Origin of the sequence: Streptomyces pluripotens (assembly GCF_000802245.2) — a bacterium.
GTDB classification, from domain to species: domain Bacteria; phylum Actinomycetota; class Actinomycetes; order Streptomycetales; family Streptomycetaceae; genus Streptomyces; species Streptomyces pluripotens.
Genome location: NZ_CP021080.1, coordinates 1,283,393 through 1,310,205 on the forward strand (window position 1 = coordinate 1,283,393; position 26,813 = coordinate 1,310,205).

24 protein-coding genes and 1 pseudogene are annotated in these 26,813 nt (G+C 70.6%); 5 read left to right on the forward strand and 20 right to left on the reverse strand.

From position 1 onward, the window contains the following. Positions 1–59: 59 nt before the first annotated feature. Positions 60–1,781 (reverse strand): MFS transporter, encoded by a 1,722-nt coding sequence (locus LK06_RS05595; RefSeq protein WP_043433193.1) that lies wholly within the window; start codon positions 1,779–1,781, stop codon positions 60–62. A gap of 262 nt (positions 1,782–2,043) precedes the next feature. Here LK06_RS05595 and LK06_RS05605 point away from each other — a divergent pair, with 262 nt between their 5' ends. Together LK06_RS05605 and LK06_RS05610 are read left to right on the forward strand one after the other, a co-directional pair. Next, a complete protein-coding gene (locus tag LK06_RS05605; protein WP_039651679.1) occupies positions 2,044–3,222 on the forward strand; it encodes a mannosyltransferase family protein in 1,179 nt (392 codons plus the stop codon). A gap of 238 nt (positions 3,223–3,460) precedes the next feature. After that, positions 3,461–4,501, forward strand: a complete 1,041-nt coding sequence (locus LK06_RS05610) for a phosphatase PAP2 family protein (RefSeq protein ID WP_039651678.1) — start codon at positions 3,461–3,463, stop codon at positions 4,499–4,501. A 119-nt stretch (positions 4,502–4,620) separates the two neighbouring features. On the opposite strand, the gene LK06_RS05615 is transcribed toward LK06_RS05610, so the two are convergent. Together LK06_RS05615 and LK06_RS05620 are read right to left on the reverse strand one after the other, a co-directional pair. Beyond that, complete coding sequence (locus LK06_RS05615; protein ID WP_039651676.1) at positions 4,621–4,836, reverse strand: I78 family peptidase inhibitor; 216 nt, start codon at positions 4,834–4,836, stop codon at positions 4,621–4,623. Between the two features lie 432 nt (positions 4,837–5,268). Further along, positions 5,269–5,973 carry a transglycosylase family protein gene (locus LK06_RS05620; protein WP_039651675.1) on the reverse strand — a complete coding sequence of 235 codons (705 nt, stop codon included), beginning with the start codon at positions 5,971–5,973 and terminating at the stop codon, positions 5,269–5,271. Positions 5,974–6,512: 539 nt separating this feature from the next. On the opposite strand from LK06_RS05620, the gene LK06_RS05625 reads away from it, so the two are divergent. Then, positions 6,513–7,304, forward strand: coding sequence for a hypothetical protein (locus tag LK06_RS05625; protein WP_039651673.1), 792 nt, complete (start codon positions 6,513–6,515; stop codon positions 7,302–7,304). A 70-nt stretch (positions 7,305–7,374) separates the two neighbouring features. Beyond that, on the forward strand, positions 7,375–7,770 hold the full coding sequence (locus tag LK06_RS05630) for a hypothetical protein (RefSeq protein WP_039651772.1): 396 nt from the start codon (positions 7,375–7,377) through the stop codon (positions 7,768–7,770). A gap of 81 nt (positions 7,771–7,851) precedes the next feature. Here LK06_RS05630 and der read toward each other — a convergent pair whose 3' ends face one another. The 5 genes from der to aroH form a co-directional block, all read right to left on the reverse strand. Next, positions 7,852–9,333: a ribosome biogenesis GTPase Der gene (gene der, locus LK06_RS05635; RefSeq protein ID WP_039651672.1), complete on the reverse strand. Its 1,482-nt coding sequence runs from the start codon at positions 9,331–9,333 to the stop codon at positions 7,852–7,854. Between the two features lie 76 nt (positions 9,334–9,409). Then, positions 9,410–10,117, reverse strand: coding sequence for a lysophospholipid acyltransferase family protein (locus tag LK06_RS05640; protein WP_374208072.1), 708 nt, complete (start codon positions 10,115–10,117; stop codon positions 9,410–9,412). Next, the gene (gene cmk, locus LK06_RS05645) at positions 10,075–10,770 is read right to left on the reverse strand and encodes a (d)CMP kinase (protein WP_039651668.1); all 696 of its coding nucleotides are present in this window, start codon (positions 10,768–10,770) and stop codon (positions 10,075–10,077) included. Before cmk ends, LK06_RS05640 begins: the two co-directional genes overlap by 43 nt. Positions 10,771–10,877: 107 nt before the next feature. Next, on the reverse strand, positions 10,878–11,963 hold the full coding sequence (locus LK06_RS05650; RefSeq protein WP_039651667.1) for a prephenate dehydrogenase: 1,086 nt from the start codon (positions 11,961–11,963) through the stop codon (positions 10,878–10,880). Continuing rightward, positions 11,960–12,322, reverse strand: coding sequence for a chorismate mutase (gene aroH, locus LK06_RS05655; RefSeq protein WP_039651665.1), 363 nt, complete (start codon positions 12,320–12,322; stop codon positions 11,960–11,962). The genes LK06_RS05650 and aroH overlap by 4 nt, the downstream gene beginning before the upstream one ends. A gap of 149 nt (positions 12,323–12,471) precedes the next feature. Between aroH and LK06_RS05660 the strand changes: the two genes are divergently transcribed. Beyond that, positions 12,472–13,236 (forward strand): nucleotidyltransferase domain-containing protein, encoded by a 765-nt coding sequence (locus LK06_RS05660; RefSeq protein ID WP_043409112.1) that lies wholly within the window; start codon positions 12,472–12,474, stop codon positions 13,234–13,236. Here the strand turns inward: LK06_RS05660 and LK06_RS05665 are convergent. The 12 genes and pseudogenes from LK06_RS05665 to LK06_RS05720 all read right to left on the reverse strand — a co-directional run bounded on the left by LK06_RS05665 (position 13,162) and on the right by LK06_RS05720 (position 26,719). Then, positions 13,162–13,905: a nucleotidyltransferase domain-containing protein gene (locus LK06_RS05665; protein WP_039651662.1), complete on the reverse strand. Its 744-nt coding sequence runs from the start codon at positions 13,903–13,905 to the stop codon at positions 13,162–13,164. The two genes, LK06_RS05660 and LK06_RS05665, sit on opposite strands and share 75 nt — an antisense overlap. A 4-nt stretch (positions 13,906–13,909) precedes the next feature. Then, positions 13,910–14,932 (reverse strand): ADP-ribosylglycohydrolase family protein, encoded by a 1,023-nt coding sequence (locus tag LK06_RS05670; protein ID WP_043433190.1) that lies wholly within the window; start codon positions 14,930–14,932, stop codon positions 13,910–13,912. Then, a pseudogene (locus LK06_RS05675) lies at positions 14,929–15,660 on the reverse strand (NUDIX hydrolase). Before LK06_RS05675 ends, LK06_RS05670 begins: the two are co-directional and overlap by 4 nt. Before the next feature lie 138 nt (positions 15,661–15,798). Next, positions 15,799–16,869, reverse strand: coding sequence for a pseudouridine synthase (locus LK06_RS05680; RefSeq protein ID WP_039651659.1), 1,071 nt, complete (start codon positions 16,867–16,869; stop codon positions 15,799–15,801). Positions 16,870–16,882: 13 nt separating this feature from the next. Next, positions 16,883–17,533, reverse strand: coding sequence for an SMC-Scp complex subunit ScpB (gene scpB, locus LK06_RS05685; RefSeq protein WP_039651658.1), 651 nt, complete (start codon positions 17,531–17,533; stop codon positions 16,883–16,885). Further along, complete coding sequence (locus LK06_RS05690; protein WP_053049810.1) at positions 17,530–18,723, reverse strand: segregation and condensation protein A; 1,194 nt, start codon at positions 18,721–18,723, stop codon at positions 17,530–17,532. The genes scpB and LK06_RS05690 overlap by 4 nt, the downstream gene beginning before the upstream one ends. Before the next feature lie 38 nt (positions 18,724–18,761). After that, positions 18,762–19,313 carry a hypothetical protein gene (locus LK06_RS05695; protein WP_039651657.1) on the reverse strand — a complete coding sequence of 184 codons (552 nt, stop codon included), beginning with the start codon at positions 19,311–19,313 and terminating at the stop codon, positions 18,762–18,764. Beyond that, complete coding sequence (locus LK06_RS05700; RefSeq protein ID WP_039651656.1) at positions 19,298–20,431, reverse strand: ParA family protein; 1,134 nt, start codon at positions 20,429–20,431, stop codon at positions 19,298–19,300. The genes LK06_RS05695 and LK06_RS05700 overlap by 16 nt, the downstream gene beginning before the upstream one ends. Positions 20,432–20,845: 414 nt before the next feature. Then, positions 20,846–21,970, reverse strand: a complete 1,125-nt coding sequence (gene ald / locus LK06_RS05705) for an alanine dehydrogenase (RefSeq protein WP_039651654.1) — start codon at positions 21,968–21,970, stop codon at positions 20,846–20,848. 137 nt (positions 21,971–22,107) lie between these two features. Continuing rightward, on the reverse strand, positions 22,108–24,165 hold the full coding sequence (locus tag LK06_RS05710; protein ID WP_039651653.1) for a tetratricopeptide repeat protein: 2,058 nt from the start codon (positions 24,163–24,165) through the stop codon (positions 22,108–22,110). A 162-nt stretch (positions 24,166–24,327) separates the two neighbouring features. Further along, positions 24,328–24,954: an NUDIX domain-containing protein gene (locus tag LK06_RS05715; RefSeq protein ID WP_039651651.1), complete on the reverse strand. Its 627-nt coding sequence runs from the start codon at positions 24,952–24,954 to the stop codon at positions 24,328–24,330. A 97-nt stretch (positions 24,955–25,051) separates the two neighbouring features. After that, entirely contained in the window at positions 25,052–26,719 is a 1,668-nt protein-coding gene (locus LK06_RS05720; RefSeq protein ID WP_039651650.1) for a CTP synthase, read from the reverse strand. Between the last annotated feature and the right edge of the window lie 94 nt (positions 26,720–26,813).

A 26,813-nucleotide genomic window follows, 5' to 3' on the forward strand; every position in this document is an offset into this window, starting at 1 on the left:
TTACAATTCCGCAGCCGACGTTACGGTGCGGTGTCCCGCACGTCCAGGGGCCATCGAGGTCAGGCGGAGACCCACGGCTTTCCGGCCGCCGCCTCGCGCGGCGCGGGCAGCTCCACCTCGGCACCGTCCTCGGCCCCTTCCTCGGCGCCCCTGTCGATGCTCGCCTCAGCGCTCACTCCGATGCCCGCCTCGGTGCTCATCTCGACGCCCACCCCAGGGCCCACCCCGGGGTTCTCCTCGGCACACTGCATGGCCCACGGCAGCCGAAGTGCCATCACCGCGCCCAGCAGGAGCAGACCCGCACTCACCAGCAGCGTCACGTGCAGCCCGTGCACGAAGGAGTCCCGAGCCGCCCGGCGCAGCGCGGCCCCCGCGGAGCCGCCGAGCCGCCCGGCCACCTCGTAGGCCTCACCCAGCGAGTGGCCCGCGGCGTCCGAGGCGGGCTGTGCAACGCCGGGCACCGACCGCAGCCCAGGCGCGTAGGCCGCGTTCATCACGCTGCCGAGCAGGGCGATGCCGATGCCGGCGCCGAGCTGGTACGACGTCTCGCCGATCGCCGCCGCCCCGCCGGACTGGTCCGCCGGGGCCTCGCTGAGCATCGACTCGTATGCGCCGAAGAGCGTGGTCTCCAGGCCGAAGCCCAGCAGCACGAAGCCGGTCAGCAGGAGCTTCGCGTTGTCGGTGCCGCCCATCGCGGTCAGGGTCAGCACCGCGGCCGCCGTCAGGCAGAAGCCGAAGCACACCATGCGGCGCGGCCCGAAGCGGCGCAGCATCCGCGCGCCCGCCAGGCCCGCAGCCATCGCCGCGATGGTCAAGGGCAGCAGCCTCAGGCCGGTCTCCAGGGGCGAGAGGCCGAGCACCAGCTGCAGATACTGGGCGGCGATCAGCTCCAGGCCGACCAGCGCGAGCATCGCCAGCACGATGCAGCCCACAGAGGTGCTGAACGCGGGCCGGCGGAACATCCGCAGGTCCACCAGCGGATGCGGGAGCCGGCGCTGCCGGCGCACGAAGAAGAAGAGGAGGACCGCCCCGACCGCCAGTGGCAGCACGGTGAAGGGGCTCACCGCCGGTTCTCCACCGCCCAGCCGCTTCACCCCGTAGACGACGCCGAAGAGCCCGCCGGCCGCCATCAGGGCGCCGGTGATGTCCCAGGGCCCGTTGCGATCCCCCCGGGACTCGGGCAGCAGAATCCGGCCCACCGGCAGGCTGACCAGCATCAACGGAATGTTGACCAGGAAGACCGCGCCCCACCAGAAGTGCTCCAGCAGGAAGCCACCGAGCAGCGGCCCGACCGCGGCCCCTACGGCGGCGACGGCGCTCCACACACCGATGGCGAGCGCGCGTTCACGCCGGTCGGGGAAGACCTGGCGGAGGATGGACAGGGTCGCGGGCATGATCATGGCGCCGCCGACACCGAGCAGTGCGCGGGCGAGGATCAGCGTCTCGGCGGTCCGCGCGAAGGCGGCCATGACGGAGGCGACCCCGAACAGTGCGTAGCCCAGCAGCAGGATCCGTCTGCGGCCGACGCGGTCACCCAGGGTGCCGAAGAGGATCAGCAGCGATGCGCAGACCAGCGGGTAGACGTCGACGATCCAGAGCAGTTCCACGGCGCCGGGCCTGAGGTCCTCCGTGACGGCGGGCACCGCCACGTGCAGCACGGTCGCGTCGAGTGCGACGAGCAGCAGGCTGACGCAGAGGACGACGAGGACGATCCATCGGTTGGCACCGGCCTCGGCCCCCCGAGGGCGCGGCCGTAGGGCGGCCACGGTCGTCCCGGACATGTACGTACCTCCCAGACGCTCCCTCGCGTGGGGGCGGGCCGACGGGGTGGGGACTCCCCGTCGCACGGCCGGAGAGGAGCGGTGTCTCCGGCCCGCGCAAAGCCACGCGGGTGACTCGCCAGCGTACGCGAGTTCGTCGCACGGACACGTGGCGGACCTCTCACACACGCGACGGAACCCATGTGGCGTACACCACGTCTCCTTCTCTTGACCCACGACCCGGCAGTCGGTCCGGTTCCCCTTCCCGTCGATAATCGACACCGTGACCGATCTTGAAACACGGGTGGCCCCACCTCGACCCGCACTGCTGCGCCGGGCGGCCCCGGCCCTTCTGGGCTACGCGGCGGTCCGCGCCCTGGGGCTGGCCGCGCTGGTGGTGTGGAGCGCCGCGCGCGGCAAGGACGCGTACACCTTGTTGACCGCGCGTTGGGACTCACTGTGGTACGCGCGGGTCGCCGAGCTGGGTTACGGATACGAGGTGCGGCTGCCCAACGGGGACGTCCACTCCGATCTGGCGTTCTTCCCGCTGCTGCCGTGGCTGGAGCGGCTGCTGCACACGGTCACGCCGCTGTCGTACGCGGACGCCGGTTTCGCCGTCTCCCTGGTCGCCTCACTGACGGCGGCGGCAGGCGTCTTCGCGGTTGCCGACCATGTGTACGGGCCTCTTTACGGGGGTCGGGTGGGCGCCTGCGCCGTACTCCTCTGGGCGGTGCTGCCGGTCGGCGTCGTGCAGTCGATGGCGTACAGCGAATCGCTGTTCACGGCGCTGGCAGCCTGGTCGCTGTACGCGGTGCTGACCGGACGGTGGGTGAGCGCCGGAGTGCTGGCTGCGCTGGCGGGACTCACCCGACCGGTCGGCGCGGCGGTGGTCGCGGCGGTGTGGGTGGCCGGTGCGGTCGGGTTCGTGCGGGAGCGAAGCCTCCGGCACACGCCGCGCGCCCCCGCCCGGCACCGCGCCCTCGGCATGCTCCTGGCTCCGCTCGGGGCCGCCGGTTACGTCCTCTGGGTCGGCCGCCGCACCGGTGGGGGCCCGTTCGGCTACCTGGACGTACAGGCCGGATGGCGTAACGGTTTCGACGGCGGATACGCCTTCGCCCGCTTCGTGGCCGGCGAGTTCACGTCGTTCCCATCCGTCCTCGCCGGCATCGGCCTGGTCACCGGGGTCGTCCTGTTGATCTGGTGGTACCTGACCGGCATACGCCAGCGTCAGCCCGTCGAACTGCTGGTGTACACGGGTGTCGTGCTCGCCCTCGCCCTGGGTGCGTCGAGCTACTTCGGCTCCAAGCCCCGGTTGCTGCTGCCTGCCTTCCCGGTACTCCTGCCGCTCGCGTGCGCGCTGGCCCGGCTGCGGACGTCCCGATCCGTGTCGCTGACGGCCGGACTGGCGGTCGTATCGGCCCTCTACGGGGCGTTCTGGCTGAACGGCTCCGGCCCTCCATGATCAACTTTGGGCGATCGGTGACACCGCGGAGAATTCCACCCGAGGATGGGGTTAACGCAGCCATAAGCGCCACATAAACAACACCCGGCACGATCAATGGAATTGCCGGGAGCAACCTGGTGGGATTACAGAATCCCTGGAATTGCGACCACCCTTGAGAGGTTTCCCACATCACATCGTCATCACAAAGCCGCTGTTTCGACCGGGAACACAGCTCACTCGCTGTAACGTCGATTGGGTGCGTACCGAACGAAACGTCACCCGGCGTCTAGACCGGGTGTTCGCCAGGCTGGATCGTGAGCCGGAACGACCGGCCCACATCGATGTGCCGCGGATGAGCCGGCACCGGGTCGTTCTGTTCTCGGCGACCCTGGCTTTCTACCTGGCGATCGTGTGGGCCGTGGCGACCACCTCCTGGCTGGTCCGGCTGGACTGGCAGGTCATGTTCTTCCGGCCCTACCAACAGTGGCCGCAGGTGCACGCCCTCCTCGACTACTACGTGGTCCTGGGCCAGCGCGGCCCCACCGCCGTGATGGTCGCGGCCTGGCTCGGCTGGCGCTCCTGGCGGCAGCACACCCTCCGCCCGCTGCTGACCCTCGGCACCTCGCTGCTGCTACTGAACGTCACGGTCGGCTCCGCCAAGATCGGGATGGGACGGCTCGGCCCGCACTACGCGACCCTGATCGGCTCCAACGAGATGGGACTGGGCGGCGATATATTCCCCAGCGGCCACACCGCCAACGCCGTGGTGACCTGGGGAATCCTGGCCTATCTGGCCTCCACCCCGAGAGCGCGCCGCTGGCTTTCGGCGCTGTCGGCGGTCACCTCCCTCGGTGTCGGGCTCACCACCGTCTACCTCGGTACGCACTGGCTCAGCGACGTGCTACTGGGCTGGGCCGCGGGCCTGCTGATCCTGCTCGCGCTCCCCTGGTTCGAGCCGCTGATCGCCAAGACGGAGGTGTGGCTCTTCGAGCTGCGCGACCGCCGCCGCGCCCGGCGCACCCGGCCCGTTCCCGAACCAGTCGCCCCGGTCACACCCGTGGCGCTCCGACCGCGTCCCACACAAGCCGAGCACCCGGCACCGGAGCCGTCGGCTCCGGTGCGCGAGCCGGTTTCTTCGACGCGCGCCTCCCGCGGCCTGGCACACCTGGCCCCCGGACCGCACACGACCCGTTCGGAACGCACCCCGGTCACCCCGGCGGGAAGCCGTCGCCCACCGCACGCCGACCGCCACCCGCGCGGCACCTCGCAGCCGGCCCGCCCCCTGGCAGGCGGCTGAGAGCGGAAACGGCACCGGGGACCGGTACGCACCACCGCCCCGCAGTATGGCCGCAGGCCCCGGTCCCTTGTCCGGGAGAGGGGCCTGCGGCCATCCGGGCACATCCCACCGGGGACCGTTCAGCCCTTCCAGGCGCGGGCCACCCGGCCGCCCCGCACCTCGAAGTTCAGTCGCCCCACCCGGTATTCCATGGTGATGACCGCACCCGGCGGCAGCGACCGCACCACCTGCCACCCCCGCTGCTGAGCGAGCCGCTCGGCGTCGGCGGCTTGGAGGCCGACGTACCCTTCCGGGCTGTCCTGGGGCTCCGCCGGCGGAGTGGGAATCGGTGCCATACGGCCACGCTAGGCCCCGTCCGACGGATACGGAACCCGCACGGCCGGGTAAGAACCGCATCCTGTTCCGGTCACACTTCTGTCACAGCCGCCCGGCCCCCGTTTCAGCCGAACTCCGTCACACGTATGGGGGTTTCCGTTCGAACCACCGGAGTAATCGAACAGAATTCACGCGGGCCCCAGCGTCTCCTCGAATTGCCCGGAATAATGCAACCACAGCGCGACCCGGGTCCGGGGCGTGATTGGTCCTGCGAATCCGCACACTCCTGCGGAAACTTCCATCACATGAGAATTTCATGGATTCAACAGACGGCACCCGCATCGTCCGGAGTGCACCGGTCGGGCGCCGCGGCGCGAGCAACCGGGTCTGCCAGCGGATGCGGGCAGCCGCTGCCCGCGAAGGAACAGCGGCTGCCCCGTGCCGGGCGGCGCTCAGACGGTCAGGCGCTGGCCGGGCAGGATCAGATTCGGGTCACCGCCGATGACGGTCCTGTTGGCGGCGTAGATCCGCTGCCAGGTGGTCCCGTGCCGGGCGGCGATGGTGCTCAGGGTGTCGCCCTCGCGGACGGTGTAGTGGCCCGGGGAGGCGCTGCGGCCCGGGTGACCCGTGGTCCGCTCCGCCGGCTTGGCCGGAGCGGTGCCGGTGGTCGCACGACTCCGGGAGGCCGTGCCGGATGTGGTCGCCGGGGCGTGCCCGCTCGCCGCACGGGTCCGGGAGGCGGTACCAGAAGCGGTCGCCGGAGCGGACCCAACGGCTCCGGCGCGAGCCGAGCAGACCGGCCAGGCACCCCAGCCCTGGGCCCGCTGGACCTTGGCAGCGACGGTGATCTGCGCGCTCCGGGAGGCCCGGTCGGCCGTCGGGGCATAGGCGGTGCCGCCGTACGCACGCCAGGTACCGGCGGAGAACTGAAGCCCGCCGTAGTAGCCGTTGCCGGTGTTGATGTGCCAGTTGCCGCCGCTCTCGCACCGGGCGATGCGGTCCCACACTCCGTTGTCCGCCGCGGCGGCGTCGCCGGTGGCGGCCAGCAGCCCCAGCGGGGCCAGCAGGGCGGCTCCGGCGAGGGCGGCCGTCGTACGGACCGTGCGGGCGCTGTCGCGACGGGCGGTGCTGCGGGTGGTATCGGCACACTCGGACATGTAATTCCCTCTCCGCAAACCCGGGCTCCCCCGGACGGAACACGCCTCACCGCGCAGGACCGCGGTTCCTCGCGCCCGCCCCGTCCACCGCGGCCGGTGTCGGCGATCGTGCTCTGCCAGTGCCGGCCGGCGGACGTACCCGAGCGGTGCTCGTTGCACACGGCGGAGGAATGTAGGGAGGATGAGCGGCGGTAATCAACCAAGTCCCTGTCGTTCGAGGCCAGTTGACCGTTACCGCGAGTATCGGCGATTTCCAGACACCCGATTTATTCCCTCATTTCCCCATTTGTTGACCATCACAGGGGGCGGCTTGTGACCCACTTCACGTCGTCAAGTTCCTTGATGGTGCAGCAAGTTGACGGCAAGTGTCCAATTCCACACGGACGGTGACCATGTGCGACGGTTGATTCGAACCGGTTCCCCGTGGAGCGTGACTCCCACCACAGCACGTCCGTTGTCTCCTTCATGAGCCCGGAACCGGGGCTCATCGGCCGGGAGCCACCCGGCCGACCCAGCACCACATCCCGAGGGAGCCACCCGTGCCGCGCATGCTCGACGTCAGTGACGCCGTACGCGCCGAGATCGGCGACGAAGAAGCCGACCGGCTGCTCGCCGGAGAGAACGCCCCGGGCAGTTACGACTGCACGTCCTGCCGCACACCGGGCGACTCCGAGCAGGAGCACACCAGCACCGTTCTGTTCGTCGGGGACGAGACGGCCGTCCTCGCCTTCGCCCACGCAGGCTGCCTGCCCTCGCAGGTCGTCCAGGTCACCGAGGAGCAGTTGCAGGGGGCCGTCCGGTCCATCGGCGGCAACGCCCCCGACATCGCCGCCAGCGAGCCGCAGAAGGCCGTGCCCGACCAGGCAGTGCTCGGCGTGACCAGCGGACTCATCCTGATCGAAGGTGAGTTGCACCCCGCTCTCGTCGTCGAACCGACCACGCCGATCGCGCGCCCGGGCACCACCGGGGGCGGCGACGACTTCCTTCCACTGCTGATCGAACAGGGCTTCATGCCCGCGTCCGAGCTGGCCTCCGTGCCGCCGGTGCTGCACGGTTGGTCCGTCCTGCTGGCCGTGGGCCAACTGCACGCAGTGCTCCAGCCGGGCCCGGACGGCGGGCAGCAGGTGGCCTGGTGGCAGGCCCACCAGCCGTTGCAGGTCACCGACAGCTGGCGGGCCGCGGCCAACAAGCACCAGCAGGTACTCATGTTCGCCGCTCCGGTGGGATCAATCGGTCGGCAGCCGCGGGAGGACCTGCTGCGGGAGTCCCTCGACAAGGCAGCGGCGAACGGACAGTTGGTCGCGGCGGCACTGCCGCTCGCCGGCACCTGAGAGCCGGTCGCGGGGCGGGGAGCCACACTGCGTGCCGTATCTCTTCAAAGGCGCCGTCGTTTGGACATACGTGCACACATACGACACACCTCCCCGCCGGTCCTCCTTCACCCCCGTACCGTCCGCCCGGACGACACCGGAGGGGATCGGCGGTCCGTCGGCCACGCCGATCTACGACACGCTCTACGCGGAGTGGGTCAAGACCTTCCGCACGCTGCCGGGCGACCGCAGCGGCGAGGAGGAGTTGAGGTTCAGCGCCTTCGGGACCATCCCGGACGGCACGACCCCGTACGGAAGTCACCGGACGGGGTCGTTCAGCAGCTCGTACAGCGCCTACAGCGCCGGCGCGTACAGCGCGCGCCAGCAGTCGCAGTGGCAGCGGGTCGGCACGCTCGGGCGGCAGCAGGACACCGGAACGCACTACGCGCCGGCAGCCCTGCCGCCGGGGCCGCGCCAGGGCCGGTGACCCACGAGGGGCGGCTCGCCCAGGGGACACCTTTTCCCAACGGTGTCCCCTGGGCGAGCCGCCCCTCGTGTCCTACGGTCGTTACTTCTTCTTCGCACCGCGCTTCTCGCGCACCCGCACCGAGATGTGGATCGGGGTGCCCTCGAAGCCGAACTCCTCACGCAGGCGGCGCTCGACGAAGCGGCGGTAACCCGCCTCGATGAAGCCGGAGGCGAAGAGCACGAACCGCGGCGGCTTGGTACCGGCTTGGGTGCCGAACAGGATGCGCGGCTGCTTGCCACCCCGGACAGGGTGCGGGTGAGCCGAGACGAGCTCGCCGAGGAAGGCGTTCAGCCGGCCGGTCGGCACCCGGGTCTCCCAGCCCGCGAGGGCGGTCTCGATGGCCGGTACCAGCTTCTCCATGTGCCGGCCGGTGCGGGCCGAGACGTTCACCCGCGGGGCCCACGCCACCTGGCCCAGTTCGGTCTCGATCTCCCGATCCAGGTAGTAGCGGCGCTCCTCGTCCAGGGTGTCCCACTTGTTGTAGGCGATGACCATCGCGCGGCCCGCCTCCACGGCCATGGTGATGATCCGCTGGTCCTGCACGGAGATGTTCTCGGAGGCGTCGATCAGAACGACCGCGACCTCCGCCTTCTCCACGGCGGCGGCCGTACGCAGGGAGGCGTAGTAGTCGGCACCCTGCTGCAGGTGGACGCGCTTGCGGATACCGGCCGTGTCCACGAACTTCCAGGTCCTGCCGCCCAGTTCGATCATCTCGTCCACCGGGTCGCGGGTGGTGCCCGCCAGCTCGTTGACGACGACGCGCTCCTCGCCGGCGACCTTGTTCAGCAGCGAGGACTTGCCGACGTTGGGACGGCCGATGAGCGCGACACGGCGCGGGCCACCGACAGCCGTGCCGAAGGACTGCACGGGGGCGGTCGGCAGGACCTCCAGGACGGCGTCGAGCATGTCTCCGGTGCCGCGGCCGTGCAGCGCGGAGACCGGATGGGGTTCGCCGAGACCCAGGCTCCACAGGTAGGCCGCGTCGGCCTCGCCGCTCGGCCCGTCGACCTTGTTGGCGCACAGCACGACCGGCTTGCCGGCCTTGCGAAGCAACCGGACGACCGCCTCGTCGGTGTCGGTCGCACCGACCTTGGCGTCCACCACGAAGACGACCGCGTCGGCCGCCTCGATCGCGTACTCGGCCTGTGCGGCCACCGAGGCGTCGATACCAAGGACGTCCTGCTCCCAGCCGCCGGTGTCGACCACCTTGAAGCGGCGCCCGGCCCATTCAGCCTCGTAGGTGACCCGGTCGCGGGTGACGCCCGGACGGTCCTCCACGACTGCCTCGCGGCGGCCGATGATCCGGTTCACCAGGGTCGACTTGCCGACATTGGGGCGGCCGACGACAGCGAGCACGGGCAGCGGACCGTGACCCGCCGCCTCGATGGCGCCCTCGACGTCCTCGACGTCGAAGCCCTCTTCCGCGGCGAGCTCCACGAACTCCGCGTACTCGGCGTCGCCGAGGGCCCCGTGCTCGTACTCGTGCTCGGTCGAGCCGTCGGGCTGGATGTCGTCGTTCATGAAGTCCGTACCTCGTCGTTCATCGTGGTGATCGGTGGGCCTGCCCCGGCGGGCTGATCCACTACTCAAGTGTCGCCTAGCGCCCGGTCAGGCGCCTGGCGTCTTCCAGGTGGCTGGCGAGCTGCTTCTGGATGCGCTCGGTCGCCTCGTCCAATGCCCTGCGCGTGCGCCGCCCGCTGCCGTCGCCCGCCTCGAAGGGGTCACCGAAGACGACGTCGACGCGCGAGCGCAGCGGAGGCAGTGCCTTGATCAGCCGTCCTCGCTCCACAGTGCTTCCCAGCACGGCGACGGGCACGATCGGTGCCCCGCCGCGGACGGCGAAGTAGGCGAGACCGGCGCGCAGCGAGGCGAAGTCGCCCTCACCCCGGGTGCCCTCCGGGAAGATGCCCAGCGTTCCCCCGGCCGCCAGGACACCGAGCGCCTGCGTGATCGCGGTCCGGTCGGCGGAAGCGCGATCCACCTTCAGCTGGCCGATGCCGGTCAGGAAGGTGGCCAGGGGGCCGACGAAGGCCTCCTTCTTGATCAGGAAGTGCGTCGGCCGGGGCGCCACGCCCATGACCATCGGGCCGTCGATGTTGTGGGAGTGGTTCACCGCGAAGATCACCGGGCCGGTGGCGGGCACCTTCCAGGCACCGAGCACGCGCGGCTTCCACAATCCGTACATCAGGCCGACACCGATGCGCCGCCCGACCTCGGCTCCGCGCTCTGAGGGGAGGCCTTCCTGCCCGCGGCCCCAGAGGCTCACTTTCCGGCCCGCTTCTCCTCGACCAGGGTGACGACGCACTCGATGACCTGGGCGAGGGTGAGATCGGTGGTGTCCACCTCGACCGCGTCAGCGGCCTTGGCGAGCGGTGAGGTCTTGCGGCTGGAGTCGGCCGCGTCCCGCTTGATGAGGGCCTCGCGGGTGGTGTGGACGTCGACGCCCTTCAGCTCACCACTGCGGCGGGCCGCGCGGGCCTCCGGCGAGGCGGTCAGGAAGACCTTCAGATCGGCGTCCGGGAGGACGGTGGTGCCGATGTCCCGGCCCTCGACCACGATGCCCTTCTCCGCAGCGGCGGCCAGTGAACGCTGGAGCTCGGTGATCCGGGCGCGCACCTCGGGAACCGCGCTGACGGCACTGACCTTGGAGGTGACCTCCTGGGTGCGGATCGGGCCGGCCACGTCGACACCGTCGACCATGATGGTCGGGGCGGCCGGATCGGTACCGGAGATGATCTCCGGTTTGCCAGCGACGGCGGCGATGGCGGTGGGGTCCTCCAGGTCGATGCTGTGGGTCACCATCCACCAGGTGATGGCCCGGTACTGGGCACCGGTGTCCAGATAGCTCAGGCCGAGCTGCGCGGCCACGGCCTTCGACGTGCTCGACTTGCCCGTGCCGGAGGGACCGTCGATCGCGACGATCACGGGCTTGGCGGTCGGGGCGGCGCCGTTTTCCACGGGGGGACACCTTCCTGGTGCGGTGGGGCGGGGTGCGGGGAGCGAGAGCGCCCCGCACAAGGTTACTGGGTACGGGTCACTCGTCCGGACGCACGCACTGCCCGGGGCTACTGCCGCAGCGCCCACCCCCGGTCCCGCAGCGCCGTGCTCAGCACCCCCGCCGCCTTCGGCTCCACCATGAGCTGGACCAGACCGGCCTGCTGTCCCGTCGCGTGCTCGATGCGTACGTCCTCGATGTTCACCCCGGCCTGTCCCGCGTCGGCGAAGATCCGGGCCAGCTGGCCCGGCTGGTCGTCGATCAGCACCGCCACGACCTGGTAGACCCGCGGCGCGCTGCCGTGCTTGCCGGGTACCCGCACCTGGCCCGCGTTCCCGCGGCGCAGCACATCCTCGATGCCTGCGGTGCCGGCGCACCGCTCGGCCTCGTCGGAGGACTGCAGGGAGCGCAGCGCCTGCACGGTCTCGTCCAGATCCGCGGCGACGTCGGACAGCAGGTCGGCGACCGGGCCAGGGTTCGCGGACAGGATGTCGATCCACATGCGCGGGTCGGAGGCGGCGATCCGGGTCACGTCCCGGATGCCCTGCCCGCACAACCGTACGGCTGCTTCCTCCGCGTGTTCCAGGCGCGCGGCGACCATGCTGGACACCAGGTGGGGCATGTGGGAGACGAGAGCGACGGCCCGGTCGTGTGCGTCGGCTTCCATCACGACGGGTACGGCACGGCAGTGCGAGACCAGTTCCAGGGCGAGGTTCAGCACCTCGGTGTCGGTGTCCCGGGTCGGAGTGAGCACCCAGGGGCGGCCCTCGAAGAGGTCGGCGGTCGCGGCCAACGGACCGGACCGCTCACGGCCGGACATGGGGTGCGTGCCGAGGTAGGCCGTGAGGTCCAGGCCGAGCGACTGAAGTGCGCGGCGCGGACCGCCCTTGACGCTGGCGACGTCCAGGTAGCCGCGGGCCGCGCCCCGGTGCATGGCGTCGGCGAGCACCCCGGCCACGTGCGCGGGCGGCGCGGCCACGATCGCCAGGTCGACCGGGCCCTCGGGGGCCTCGTCGATGCCGGCGCCCAGTGCGGCGGCCGTACGGGCCTGCTCGGGGTCGTGGTCGGCGAGGTACACGGTGATGCCGCGTTGGGCGAGCGCCAGGCCGACGGAGGTGCCGATGAGGCCGGTTCCGATGACGAGTGCGGTTCTCACTGGGCGATGTCCTTGCGCAGGGTGGCCGCAGCACCGAGGTAGACATGGGTGATGTCGGCGCGGGGTCGGTCCGACTCGATGTGCGCGAGGACCCGCACGACCCGGGGCATCGCGCCCTCGATGTCCAGTTCCTGGGCGCAGATCAGGGGTACGTCAACGATGCCGAGCTTGCGGGCGGCGGCGGCCGGGAAGTCACTGTGCAGGTCGGGGGTAGCGGTGAACCAGATGCTGATCAGATCATCGGTGGTCAGCCGGTTCCGTTCCATCATGGCGGTGAGCAGGGCCCCGACCTGTTCGTCCATGTGCCCGGCCTCGTCCTGCTCCAGTTGGACGGCCCCTCGGACCGCTCGTACCGCCACGGCGCTGCTCCTCGCTGACATGCGTGTGTGCTGTTGGTCCGTCCAGCCTAATCAGCCCGCACGGAACGGGCGCGCGACGCCCGGTCGCTGAGACGAGGGCGGACGGAAAACCGATCCGCCCGGCGCGCGGGGCCGCGTACGCTCCGGGCATGCAGCAGCCCGAGGCCCCCGTGAACCCTGCGCACCTGGTACGCGACCACACGATCTACTCCTGCGTCATGGGTTCCCGGGCCTTCGGCCTGGCCACGGACAGCAGTGACACCGACCGGCGGGGGGTATTCCTCGCCCCCACAGTCCTGTTCTGGCGGTTCGAGAAACCGCCGGCACATGTGGAGGGGCCGGGCGAGGAACAGTTCTCCTGGGAGCTGGAGCGGTTCTGCGAGCTGGCCCTGCGCAGCAACCCGAACATCCTGGAGTGCCTGCACTCCCCGCTGGTGGAGCGTGTGGACGACACCGGCCGCGAACTGCTCTCCCTGCGCAGTGCCTTCCTGTCCCAGCAGGTCTACGGCACCTTCACCCGCTACGCCCTCAGCCAGCGCCGCAAGCTGGACGCTGCCATCCGTTCGACCGGCGTTCCGCGTTGGAAGCACGCGATGCATGTGCTGCGCCTCCTGGTGAGCGCCCGCGACCTGCTGCGCACCGGCGAACTGCGGATCGACGTGGGCGACCGGCGTGAGCGGTTGCTGGCGGTGAAACGGGGCGAGGTACCGTGGGCGGAGGCCGAGGCCTGGATGGTCCGACTGGCCGCCGGGGCCGAGCAGGCTCTGCGGAGCACCCCGCTGCCGCCGCAGCCGGACCACGCCCGCGTGGCCGACTTCCTGTTCCGGGTGCGGCAGGCCTCAGCCCGTCAGACGGAGCCTGACCACCAGGTCGTGCAGGGCGTCGTAGGCGCTGGGTGCATCGGGCAGGGCTGAAGCGCCCTGCGCCTCGTCGAGCACGGCGTGCAGACGCTCCACGTCGGCCTCCACACGTACGGGGTCGATCTCGGCGGTGCCGTGTTCGCGCTCCGCCTTGGCGGCCACCAACTCGGGTAGGTACCCGGGCCCGTCCACCAGGCCGAGCAGCGTGGGCAGATGCGCCTGGACCTCACCGCTGCGCATCAGGTGGATTCCGGTGAGCAGCACCCGGAATGTGTAGAGCAGCGGCTTGAGTTCACGCGTCTTCTCGTACAGCCGCCACTGCGTCACCGCGAATCCCCGGTAGTGGTGGGCGTGGTGGCTGGTGAGGACGCCGGGGGCCAGGGCGGCCAGCTCCCGGTGCGCGTCACCGGTGTGCACGACGAGCGGTGAGAGCAACTGCTCCAGTACGTATCCGTTGCGGCGGAGCATCAACCGGACGAACTTGCGCAGGTCGTGCGTGACGAGGTCCAGTTCCACGCCGTACCGCACCCAGGCCCGCGACCGGGTTTCTTCCGGCTCGCGCAGCCCGACGAGGTCGGCCGCGGGCAGCAGATGGACGCCTCGCAGGTCCACGTCCGAGTCCTGCGAGGGGAAGCCGTAGAGGTGGGCTCCGGAGACGGTCGCGAACAGCAGCGGGTGGGGCTGTTGCGCGACCACAGGGGTCAGGTCGAGGTCGTCGATCACGGTCCTAAGCGTCCCAGAGCGCCCCCAGCTCCAACAGGTCGCCCCGGTGCTCGATGCGCTCGGCCCACTCGGCTGGCCAGGCGTCCGCGCCCAGCCAGGCGCCCGCGAAGGCCCCGGTGAGGCAGGCGACGGAGTCGGAGTCACCGGCCGAGCATGCGGCCCGGCGCAGGGCGGTGACGGGCTCGTCCGGAAAGAGCAGGAAGCACAGCAGCCCGGTGGCGAACGCCTCCTCGGCGATCCAGCCCTCGCCGGTGGCCAGGCACGGGTCGGCCTCCGGCGAGACGGTCCGCGCGGCCTCCTGGAGGCGGTGCAGGATCGCCAGGCACTCGTCCCAGCCGCGCGCGATGAAATGCTCGGGGCCGGGGTCCTGGGAGCGGGTCCACAGATCGCCGAGCCAGGCGTGGTGGTAGCGGGTGCGGTTCTGAAGCGCGTACGAGCGCAGGGCGTCGACCAGCCCCGCCGGATCGACGCCTTGGGCCAGCAGGTGGACGGCCCGGGCGGTGAGGTCGGAGGCGGCCAGAGCGGTGGGGTGACCGTGCGTGAGCGCGGACTGCAACTGGGCGGCCCCGGAGCGTTGTTCGTCGCTCAGTGCGGGGACGAGCCCGAGGGGGGCCACGCGCATGTTGGCACCGCACCCCTTGGAGCCGATCTGGCTGGCGTCCTGCCAGTGCAGCCCCTCCTTCACGAGGAGACTGCACGCCCGCAGGCAGGTGTTGCCCGGGGCCCGGTTGTTCTCCGGCGACCGGTACCAGTCCACGAACTCCTCGCGCAGCGGACGCTCCAGCCGCTCCGGCGCCAGGAATCCGCGCTCCATGGCCGTCCGGAGCGCGCGTCCGAGCGCGAGGGTCATCTGCGTGTCGTCGGAGACGAACGCGCGAGCGGGCAGTTCCATCTCCCGCCACGGGCCGCACTTGGCGAGGATCGACGGCACGTCGTTGAACTCGGTCGGGAAGCCCAGGGCGTCACCGAGCGCGAGACCGAGGAGGGAACCGGTGGCAGCGCGCTTGCTCGCCGGACGCGTGGTCATGCGGGGTGTCCTTTCCGAGATGGCCGGTGCAGGGGCGGGTGCAGGTTGGTGGCAGGGCCCGGGCGGTTGAGCGCGGCAGGCTTGCCCCGGCCTCCGGACAGCCGGGCGGCACCGGGTACGGGTTCGACGAAACCGGGGGTGGCGAGCACCTTGCGGCGGACGTTGGGCCGGTCCAGGGCCCTGCCCCCACACCGTCTCGTAGACCTGCTGCAGTTCATCGAGGGTGAACTCGGGCGGGCAGGAGGCGGTGGCGACACACACTGGTCCCCCGGCAGGGCGCCGATCCGCTCGCGGGCATCGGCCAGGATCCGGTCGTGGTCGAAGGCGAGCGGTCCGGCGGTCCCCCAGGGCAGCCGGCGGGTCCGGGCCGCATCGCCGCCGCCGCGCGGTTCAGGAGGGTCGGGCAGCAGCGCGGTGAAGGCGACGGACACGACCCGCATCCGGGGGTCCCGGCCCGGTTCGCTGTAGGCGCACTGCTGTTCCAGGTGCAACCCAAAGACGTCGGCGGGGCCGGTTTCCTCAGCCAGCTCGCGCCGGGCGGCCGTCTCGGCGGACTCGCGGGGCAGCAGGAAGCCACCGGGCAGCGCCCACTGGCCGGCATACGGCTCCTGGCCGCGTTCCACGAGCAGCACGTGCAGAGTGCCGGCGCGGACGGTGAGCACAGCGAGGGCGACGGTGACCGCGAACGGCTCATGGGCATGCTTGTCGTCACCGGTCACGACACCCATCCCCCCTTATCGTCAATAAGACCATAAGAGGGGATGGGTGTTCCGCACAAGATCCGGCGTCCAGCCCTCCTGGGCCGGGGCCGTCCAGCTCTCCCTGAACCGGGGGCCAGCGTCACCCAGCTCTCCCTGGACCGGGTCCTAGAGGTCGACTTCCTGCATCAACATGCCGACCTCCGTGTTCGACAGGCGGCGCAGCCAGCCCGACTTCTGGTCGCCGAGCGTGATCGGGCCGAAGGCGGTGCGCACCAGCCTGTCGACGGGGAAGCCGGCCTCGGCCAGCATGCGCCGCACGATGTGCTTGCGCCCCTCGTGCAGGGTCACCTCGACCAGGTAGTTCTTGCCGGTCTGCTCCACGACCCGGAAGTGGTCCGCGCGGGCGTAGCCGTCCTCCAGCTGGATGCCGTCCTTCAGCTGCTTGCCCAGGTCACGGGGGATCGGGCCGACGATGTGCGCGAGGTAGGTCTTCTTCACGCCGTACTTCGGGTGGGTGAGGCGGTGGGCCAGCTCGCCATGGTTGGTGAGCAGGATGACGCCCTCGGTCTCGGTGTCGAGCCGACCGACGTGGAAGAGACGGGTCTCACGGTTGGTGACGTAGTCGCCGAGGCACTGACGGCCCTCCGGGTCCTCCATGGTGGAGACGACACCGGCGGGCTTGTTCAATGAGAAGAACTGGTACGACTGCGTCGCGACCGTCAGACCGTCGACCTTGACCTCGTCCTTCTCCGGGTCCACCCGGCGGCCCTGCTCGGTGACGATCTCACCGTTGATCTCGACCCGGGCCTGGTCGATCAGTTCCTCGCAGGCCCGCCTGGAGCCGTAGCCCGCGCGCGCGAGGACCTTCTGCAGCCGTTCGCCCTCCTGTTCGGCGCCCGGGAAGGTCTTGGGCAGCTTGACGTCCTTCTTGCCCGCGTACCGTTCCCGATTGCGTTCCTCCGCCCGCGCCTCGTACTCACGCGAACGTGCCGGCGCCGTACGGCCGCGCTGACCGGGCTGCTGTGCCTTCTTCGGACCGCCCTTGGCGCCGCCACGGGCCGTGCCGCCGCGCCCGGACTTGGGACCGTCCTGGGAGGCGCCGGGGCCCACGTCGTAGCGGCGCTCCTCGGGGCGGGGCTTGCGGGGGCGGCCCTGCCCCTGCCGCTCGTCCCTGTTGTTGCCGGCGCCGCGGTGGTTGCCGCGTCCGCTGTTCCTGCCGCTGCCGCTGCTTCGCATCAAGGTTTCCGTCTTAGTCGTCTGCGTTCTGACCGCCGGACGCGTCGGGCGCGTCCGGGTCGAACGACGGGACTCCCTCCTGGGTCTCGGCCTCGATCGCCTCCGCCTCGGGGAGGAAGGGCGCGAGCTCCGGAAGCTCGTCCAGACCACGCAGGCCCATCCGCTCCAGGAAGTAGTCCGTCGTCCCATACAGGATCGCACCTGTTTCGGGTTCCGTGCCCGCCTCCTCGACCAGACCGCGCTGGAGGAGGGTGCGCATCACGCCGTCGCAGTTGACTCCGCGCACCGCGGAAACCCTGCTGCGGCTGACCGGCTGACGGTAGGCGACGACCGCGAGGGTTTCCAGCGCCGCCTGGGTGAGCCGGGCCGTCCGGCCGTCCAGCACCAGCCGCTCGACGGCCGGCGCATAGGCGGCACGGGTGGAGAAGCGCCAGCCGCCTGCGACGAACCGCAGCTCGAAGCCACGGCCCTGCACGGTGTACTCGTCGGCCAGCTCGCGCAGCGCGTCCGCGATGGACCGCCTGGGCCGTTCGAGCATCCTCGCCAATTGTTCCTCGGTCGCGGGCTCGTCCACGACCATGAGCATCGCCTCCAGAGCTGGCTTCAGGGCAAGGCCGGCGGTGCCTCGTGGCTCCGCCGGGAGCTCTGCGGTCTCCTCGCTCATGCCTTCCTCTCCTCCTTCCGCTCCGCCCCGGGGCTGGTCTTCTCCCCGGGGTCCGCGGGCCGTTCGGGCGGCCGGTCGAACTCGTCGGTGACCGTCGGCGCCGCCTCCGCGTCCCCGCCGGTCCAGCGCACGGTCAGCTCCCCGAGCGGGGTCTGCTGCTCCAGGGCGACGGCCTTCTCGCGGTACAGCTCCAGCAGGGCGAGAAACCGCGCCACGACGGTGAGGACGTCGTCGGTGTCCTCGACCAGGGTCCGGAAGCCGGCCTCACCCAGCTCCCGGAGGCGGGCGACCACGATGCCCGCCTGCTCCCGGACGCTGACCAGCGGTGCATGGATGTGGTCCACGTACACCTGCGGCTTCGGCTTGGGCTGCATCGCCTTGACCGCCAACCTGGCGAAGCCCTCGGGGCCGATACTGATGACGACCTCGGGCAGCAGCTCGGCGTGTTCGGGTTCCAGGCCGACCGTACGGGGGTGGCGGCGGGACTCCTCCGCCAAGCGCTCGCTGAAGATGTCCGCGATCTGTTTGTACGCGCGGTACTGCAGCAGGCGCGCGAACAACAGGTCCCGAGCCTCCAGCAGGGCCAGGTCGGCCTCGTCCTCCACGTCGGCGACGGGTAGTAGCCGGGCTGTTTTGAGGTCCAGCAGGGTGGCCGCCACGACCAGGAACTCGGACGTCTGGTCCAGGTCCCAGTCCGGTCCCATGGCCCGGATGTGCGCCATGAACTCGTCGGTCACCCTGGACAGGGCCACCTCGGTGACGTCCATCTTGTGTTGGGAAATCAGCTGCAGGAGCAGGTCGAAGGGGCCCTCGAAATTGGCGAGGCGCACCTTGAAGACGCCGTCGGTGTGGTCTTCGGAGCGGGGCGACGCCCCTCCGGCCGACGGCTCGACCTGGTTCCCGGCCCGCGCCTTCGCCCCGGTCTGCGCTTCGGGGTCCTCCGCCACCTGCGGCTCTGACACGGATACGGGCGCCGGTCCGGGCTCCGACGCCACCAGCAGGGTCGAAGACGTGGGGTGCGGCCCTACGGGTGCCGACCGTTTGACGGGCCTGCCAGCCGGCGCCCCGGCGGGCGTCACCGGCGTGGTGTCGGGCTCGGCCGGTTCGGCCCGTACGGCCCCCGGGCCCCGGCCCAGCGCACGCCGGCGGACGGCGCCTGGGCCGGGAGCGGGAGCGTCGTTCGAGGTCATCGCCGTCGCAGGCTACCGCTTACCGCCCGCGAGGCCGACTACCGACCGCGCAGCCGCCGGACCAGGATGCTCGCGTCCCCGCGGGACTCAAGATCGGCCAGGACCACGGCCACCGCCTCGCGGACGATGCGCCCGCGGTCCACCGCCAGTCCGTGCTCGCCACGGAGCACCAGACGGGCGTGTTCGAGGTCCATCAGCTCTTCGGCCGACACGTACACCGTGATCTTCTCGTCATGCCGCTCACGCCCGCTGGGCCGCCGGGCCGCAGCTCTTCCCCGTTTGCGCGGCTGAGCGGGGGCGGCCGAACCTTCCTGCGCCGTCTGCCGGCGCGCCGGGCGGGTGCGGGACGCACCGGCTTCGGCCGGCCCGGCCTCCGCGGCGACGTGCTCCGCGCCCTCTCCGTCACCGCCCTGGACGGGCACCGACTGCGGTGCGTCCTCGGTAGCGGCCGTCTCGTCGCTCTCCCCCGCGGGAGCCGGCACCCGGGCCTCACCGTTGGCCGCGCGGCGGGGCGTGGACGGCTGGAGTGCCATCCCCCCTGTCGTGCGGAACAGTTCGTCGGCCCCGGGCAGACTCACTCGGCGTGACACCGGGCGAGCACCTCCCTGGCGAGCTGGCGGTAGGCGGCGGCACCGACGGAGTTGGAGGCGTAGGTGGTGATCGGCTCACCGGCGACCGTGGTCTCCGGGAAGCGAACCGTGCGCCCGATGACCGTGTGGTAGACGTGGTCGTCGAACGCCTCGACGACACGCGCGAGCACCTCACGGCTGTGCACGGTGCGCGAGTCGTACATCGTGGCGAGGATGCCGTCCAGTTCCAGCTCGGGGTTGAGCCGCTCCTGGACCTTCTCGATGGTCTCGGTCAGCAGGGCCACACCGCGCAGGGCGAAGAACTCGCACTCCAGCGGCACGATGACCTTGTGCGCGGCAGTCAGCGCGTTCACGGTAAGCAGGCCGAGCGAGGGCTGGCAGTCGATCACGATGTAGTCGTAGTCGGGCATCAGCGGCTTCAGCGCCCGCTGCAGCGTCGACTCACGCGCGACCTCGGAGACCAACTGGACCTCGGCGGCCGACAGGTCGATGTTGCTGGGCAGCAGATCCATGTTGGGGACCGCCGTCTTCAGCAGGACCTCGTCCGCGGACATGCCCCGCTCCATAAGCAGGTTGTAGACGGTGAGGTCGAGCTCCATCGGATTGACACCGAGACCCACCGACAGCGCGCCCTGCGGGTCGAAGTCCACGAGCAGCACGCGCCGGCCGTACTCCGCGAGCGCGGCACCCAGATTGATGGTCGACGTCGTCTTGCCGACGCCCCCCTTCTGGTTGCACATCGCGATGATCTTCGCGGGTCCGTGGTCGGTCAGCGGGCCCGGGATCGGGAAGTAGGGCAGCGGACGTCCGGTCGGGCCGATGCGCTCGCGGCGCTGACGCGCTGCGTCGGGCGCAAGCGTGGCCGCGTACTCCGGGTCGGGCTCGTACTCGGCGTCGGGGTCGTAGAAGTGCCCGTCGGGCAGTTCGTCGTAGTCGGCGAAGTGGTTGTGGGGCGCGCCACTTCCGTCGCCGGCCATGGCGTTCACGTGATGGCCATCCATGCTCTGGTGTGCTGTCCGGTCCGTCTGCGGACCGGAACTCTGGTGGGCTGCGAAGGTGCGCACAGCGACGGAGCCGACAGCCTCGAATCCCGCGGGGCCCTGGCCCCGTGCGGGCATTCCTGGTTGACCACCCCCGGGAGAAAATGTCGACTCATTCACAAGTCGTCTTACCTCCTTGGTGACCAGGGAACTTCTAGACAAGGTCAGCGTGGCACCATGCCGACGGTTGGCGACTCTATGGCGTGTCGGCGGTCCGCAGCAACACAATCCGCCGGACCCGGCAGGATGTGTCGGCAATGAAACATCCCTCTGTCAAGGGCGTACGGCCGTCGCACAGCAGGTTTCCCCGGTGCGCGAATCGGTCGAAGGGTTACGTTCGAGGCGAGTTGGCCGAGAGTCGCAAAGTGACCATACACACATCCGGCCGGACCTTGTCGGGCAAGGTCCGGCCGGGCGCACAGTGTTGACGAGGCGTGTTGACGAATCGCCTTTTACCTGCAGGTGACTTAACGACTCACCAGGTCAGGCAGGTCAGCCGAGCAGCGAGTCCAGCTCAAGGTGGTCCAGACCGTGGGCCTCGGCGACCTCCCGGTAAACGACCTTGCCGTCATGAGTGTTGAGCCCCTTGGCGAGAGCGGGGTCACGGCGCAGCGCCTCCACCCAGCCATTGTTGGCCAACGAGACGATGTACGGCAGGGTCGCGTTGGTGAGCGCGTTGGTGGAGGTGTTGGGCACCGCGCCGGGCATGTTGGCCACGCAGTAGAAGACCGAGTTGTGGACCTGGAAGGTCGGCTCGGCGTGCGTGGTGGGGCGGGAGTCCTCGAAGCAGCCGCCCTGGTCGATCGCGATATCGACAAGGACACTTCCGGGCTTCATGCGGGACACCAGCTCATTGGTGACCAGCTTCGGGGCCTTGGCACCCGGGATGAGGACGGCACCGATGACGAGGTCGGCATCGAGGACGGCCTTCTCCAGCTCGAAGGAGTTGGACATGATCGCCTTGACCTTCGTACCGAAGATCTTGTCGGCTTCGCGGAGCTTGTTGATGTCCCGGTCCAGCAGGGTCACGTCGAAGCCCATGCCGACGGCGATCTGGGTGGCGTTCCATCCGGACACACCGCCGCCGATGACGACGCACTTGGCCGGGGTCACACCCGGGACACCGCCCGGCAGCACACCGCGACCGCCTGCCGCGCGCATCAGGTGGTAGGCGCCGACCTGCGGAGCCAGACGACCCGCGACCTCGGACATCGGGGCGAGCAGCGGCAGCGCACGGCTGGGCAGCTCGACGGTCTCGTAGGCGATGGCCGTGGTGCCGGACTCCAGCAGCGCGTCCGTGCACTCCTTGGAGGCGGCCAGGTGCAGGTAGGTGAAGAGGGTCTGGTCCTTGCGGAGGCGGTGGTACTCCTCCGCGATGGGCTCCTTGACCTTCAGCAGCAGGTCGGCGGAGGCCCAGACCTCGTCCGCCGTCTCTAGGATCCCGGCGCCGGCAGCCACGTACTCGGCGTCCGTGATCGAGGAGCCGAGGCCAGCACCCCGCTCGATGACGACCTGGTGGCCGTTGCGCACCAGCTCGTGCACACCGGCGGGGGTGATGGCCACCCGGAACTCGTTGTTCTTGACCTCGCGGGGGATGCCGACCTTCACGTCGATCACGGTCCTTGGCTCAGGGGGTATGGGGGGCGTCGCATGACATACCCAGGCGTGCGGGGGCACACCGGGAGACACCGCAGGAGAACGTGCGGCAGAGCCAGTCTAATGAAGGTGTTCCGCCTGTCTAGCCTTTCATTGCATCAATCTTCACCGGATGCACTGCGGATTTCGCAGGGATCAGCGGCTTGTTCCAAGCTCGTGTCCTCCTCCGCCGGCTCCTCACCCAGCATGCGCTCGGCCGCCGAGCGGTGCAGGCGGGCGGCAGCGGGGTCACCGAGATGCTCCAGGGTGTCGGCCAGCCGCAGCTGGAGCGCGGCCTGCAACCGGACGTCGTCGGCGCGCCGCGCCCACTCCGCCGCCTCCTGACAGGTCTGCAGTGACTCCTCTGGCCGGCCCGCGTACTCCTGGACCCGGGCCAGTTCACTCAACGCCCGCGCGTGGGCCGCGACATCGCCGATCCTGCGGTAGCCGGCGACGGCGGCCCGCCAGTTGCGCAGACCCGCTCCGTAGTGCCCCGCGTAGGTGTGGGCGGTGGCGATCCGGCCGTACAGCCGGGCGGCCTGCTCGTGCTCCCCCCGGGCCAGCCGGTCGGCAAGGGCGCGGCCGAACCAGTCGGCGGCCCGGTCGTAGTCGCCCAGTTCCTGGTAAGCGCCGCCTACGGATTCCATCGCTCGGCCGGTCGCATACGGGTCGTCCGCCTCCCGCCCGGCGTCCAGCGCGGCCCGGTAACGGGCCAGCGCGTCCCGGGTGCGGCCGGTCTGGGCGTCCAGATCACCCAGGTTCAGCAGGGCCGCAGCCTTCTCCCGGGGCAGCCCCCGCCGCTCGGCGACGTCGAGGACGAGCCCGTGGACGCCATACAGGTCGGGTGCGGCGGCCTGGGTGCCGACATGCGCCGCCATCGCCCTGACCAGCTGGGACATCAGCCTGCGGGCGAGGGTGTCCAGCTCTCCGTCAGCCACCGCCAGCCGCGCGGACGCCAGCAGGGCGGGCCGCCTGAGGCGTAGCCAGTCGGCAGCCGCCCGCGGGCTGGGGAAGCGCGCCTCGTGAGGCATCGCGCTCAGTTTCTCCCGGGTCTGCGGGCTGTCCGTCTCGGTGATCGCCCGGCACGACTGCAGCAGCCGTACCGTCCGCTCCAGCATCCGGGCCCGGGCCAGCTGCAACTCCGCGGGCCGCTCCTGGCCCTCGGCCAGCGCACGCAGCAGCGGGTGCAAGCAGCCGGGGACCTCGTACTGGGGCAGCGGGGAGTCCACCGGGCGCAGCAGACCGAGGGCGACGAAGTCGTCCAGGGTGGCGCGGGCGCTGCCGACCGAGCAGCCGGCGAGGGCCGAGGCGGTATGCGGATCGACCAGACCGGCCGGGGCGAGGGAGAGCAGCCGCAGGGTCCGGGCCGCCGGGCCGGACAGCCGGCCGTACGCGAGCCGCAGGACGCGGGCGAGCGGGGTGCCGTCGTCGGTGTCGGCGTGCAGCCGTTTGGCGAGGTCGGAGACGGCGGCCTGCGGGCGGGCGGCGAGCCAGCCGCCGGCCAGGACGAGCGCTGCCGGGTGGCCCTGGCAGGCCTCGGCAAGGCTTTCGGCCGAACGCGGGTCGACGGTGATGCGGACCGAGCCGGTGAAGCGGGTGAGGAGTTCCACCGCGGACTTGGTGTCGAGGCCTCCGAGGGTGCAGGGGCGGACGTCGGCGATACCGGTGAGCGGTCCGCTGGAGACGGCCACCACCAGGCAGCCCGGGGCGTCCGGGAGCAGCGCGTCGACCTGCTCGGCGCCGGGCGCATCGTCCAGCAACAGCAGCATCCGACGGTCGGCGAGGGCGGCGCGCAGCGCCGCGGTCAGGTCGTCCTCGGCGGCGCCGGCCGGGACCGGCAGCTCCAGTGCGGTCAGCAGCTCGCGGGCGGTGCGCTCCACCGGGACGGGGGTGCCATCGGGCTCGCTGAGCCGGGCCCGCAGCACCCCGTCCGGGTAACCGTCGGCGACCTGCCGTACGAGCTCCTCGGCGAGCGTGGTCCGGCCGGAGCCTGGGCGGCCCGCAATGAGCAGGACACGTGCGCGCGGTGCCTTGCGGCCGGAGAGCGTGTCCAGGCCCGCACGCTCGATGTCGGCGCGCAAGGCCTTCAACTCCCGCGTCCGGCCCAGGAATCGGTTCTCCGCGGCCGGGTGCACGGACAGCCGCGCCTCGCCTGTGTCCACCGCCTGATCCGTCACGGGCCACACTCCCGTCCAACACGCGCGCGCAAGCCCGCCGGATCTTCCAAACGGGCTGTCAAGAGCCTAGTTCACGCTCTGCGACGTTCCGGGACGAGCACGACGGGCGGGTCCCCCGATCGGATCAGCGGATCGTCACACCAATGCACGCGAGTACAGGGATCAAGAGGCGAAGGGGCGGGCGGGCCATGGCGCGTCCGCCTGCCGCAGCGTGTCGAGTCCGTCGCCGCCACGGGCCGCGACCAACGAGAGAATCCCGACGACCAAGCAGTTGTTGTGCACGTCGCCGGCGAGCACCCGGCGCACCAGTTCATCGGCCGGCACGCGCGCGTACTGCAGGTCGGTCTCCTCGTGCTCCGCCTGGAAGCGCTCCCCCTCGGCTTCGGAGAGATCGCGGGCGAGGAAGATCCGTACGGCCTCGTCGCAACCACCGGGAGTGGTGTAGACATCGGTCAGTACCCGCCAGTCCTCGGCCTTGACGTGTGCCTCCTCGTACAGCTCCCGCTGGGCCGCGTGCAGCGGGTTCTCACCGGGGACGTCGAGCAGGCCGGCCGGAATCTCCCACAGCTTGTGCCGTACCGGGTGCCGGTACTGGTTGATCAGCAGGACCCGGTCCTCCTCGTCCAGCGCGAGGACGGCCACCGAGCCGGGGTGGACCTGGTAGTCGCGGCGGACCACCGAGCCGTCGGGCATGACCACGTCGTCGGTGCGGACGGAGGTCTTGTTGCCCGTGAAGGGGGTCTCCGTCGCCCGGATCTCCCACTCCTGCGGCGTGTCCTTGATCGTCATGCCCTGTCCCTCCACACGCGTTCAACCGACCGGCCGGCAAAGACCGGGGTGCCCCCTACGGAGAGGTAGGCACCCCGGTCACCGTACAACTGATGCGCTACTCGGAGATCTTCCGCTCGACCGCGGCCTTCACCAGCCCGGCGAACAGCGGGTGCGGACGCGTCGGCCGCGAGCGCAGTTCCGGGTGCGCCTGCGTGGCGACCAGGTAGGGGTGGACGTCGCGCGGGTACTCGACGTACTCGACGAGCTTGCCGTCCGGCGAGGTGCCCGAGAAGATGATGCCGGCCTTCTTCTCCAACTCCGCACGGTAGGAGTTGTTCACCTCGTAGCGGTGACGGTGCCGCTCCTCGACATACTCCTTGCCGTCGTACACCTCACGGACGATGGAGCCCTCGGCCAGCTTGGCCGGGTACATGCCGAGCCGCATGGTGCCACCCATGTCACCCTCACCGGCGACGATGTCCAGTTGCTCGGCCATGGTGGAGATGACCGGGTGGGCGGTGGCCGGGTCGAACTCGGTGGAGTTGGCATCCGAGATGTCGGCCAGGTGACGCGCGGCCTCGATCACGATGCACTGCAGCCCCAGGCAGAGACCGAGCAGCGGGATCTTGTTCTCACGGGCGTAGCGGATGGCGCCGACCTTGCCGAGCACACCGCGGTCACCGAAGCCGCCCGGGATGCAGATGCCGTCGACGTCGGACAGCTGGGCCTTGGCACCGGCCGGGGTCTTGCAGTCGTCCGACGTCACCCACTTGATCTTCACCCGGGCGCGGTTGGCGAAGCCGCCCGCGCGCAGCGCCTCGGTGACCGACAGATAGGCGTCGGGCAGGTCGATGTACTTGCCGACCAGGGCGAGGGTGATCTCGTGATCGGGTTTGTGGACGCGGTCGAGCAGGTCGTCCCAGGTCGTCCAGTCCACGTCCCGGAAGGGCAGGTCCAGCTTGCGCACCACATAAGCGTCCAGGCCCTCGGTGTGCACGACCTTCGGGATGTCGTAGATCGAACGGGCATCGGGGCAAGCGACGACCGCGGCCTCGTCGACGTCGCACATCAGGGAGATCTTGCGCTTGATGGCGGTGGGGACCTCGCGGTCGCAGCGCAGCACGATCGCATCGGGCTGGATGCCGATGTTGCGCAGTGCGGCCACCGAATGCTGGGTCGGCTTGGTCTTCAGCTCACCCGACGGGCCGATGTAGGGCAGCAGCGAGATGTGCACGACGAAGACGTTGTCCCGGCCGACCTCGTGGCGGACCTGGCGGACGGTCTCCAAGAACGGCAGCGACTCGATGTCACCGACCGTGCCGCCGACCTCCGTGATCACGACGTCCACCTCGTCGGTGGCCATACGGCGGATGCGGTGCTTGATCTCGTTGGTGATGTGCGGGATGACCTGCACCGTGTCGCCCAGGTACTCACCGCGCCGCTCCTTGGCGATCACGGTCGAGTACACCTGACCGGTGGTGACGTTGGCGGAGCCGTCCAGATCACGGTCGAGGAAGCGCTCGTAGTGGCCGATGTCCAGGTCGGTCTCGGCGCCGTCATTGGTGACGAACACCTCACCGTGCTGGAAGGGGTTCATCGTGCCCGGGTCGACGTTCAGGTAGGGATCGAGCTTCTGCATCACCACGCGCAGGCCGCGGGCCTTGAGCAGCATGCCCAGGCTGGAGGCGGTGAGGCCCTTGCCGAGCGAGGAGGCGACGCCCCCGGTGACGAAGATGTGCTTGGTCGTCGTGGCTGTGCTGTTTCGAAAAGCAGCGGGCGGCATGGCCAAGAGGGGGCTCCCGTGGTCGCGATCTGTCGTGCGGTGCGGCTGCCGGCCCGGACGCTGCCTGTTGCTTCCCGGGGGAGGCGCCGTCGCT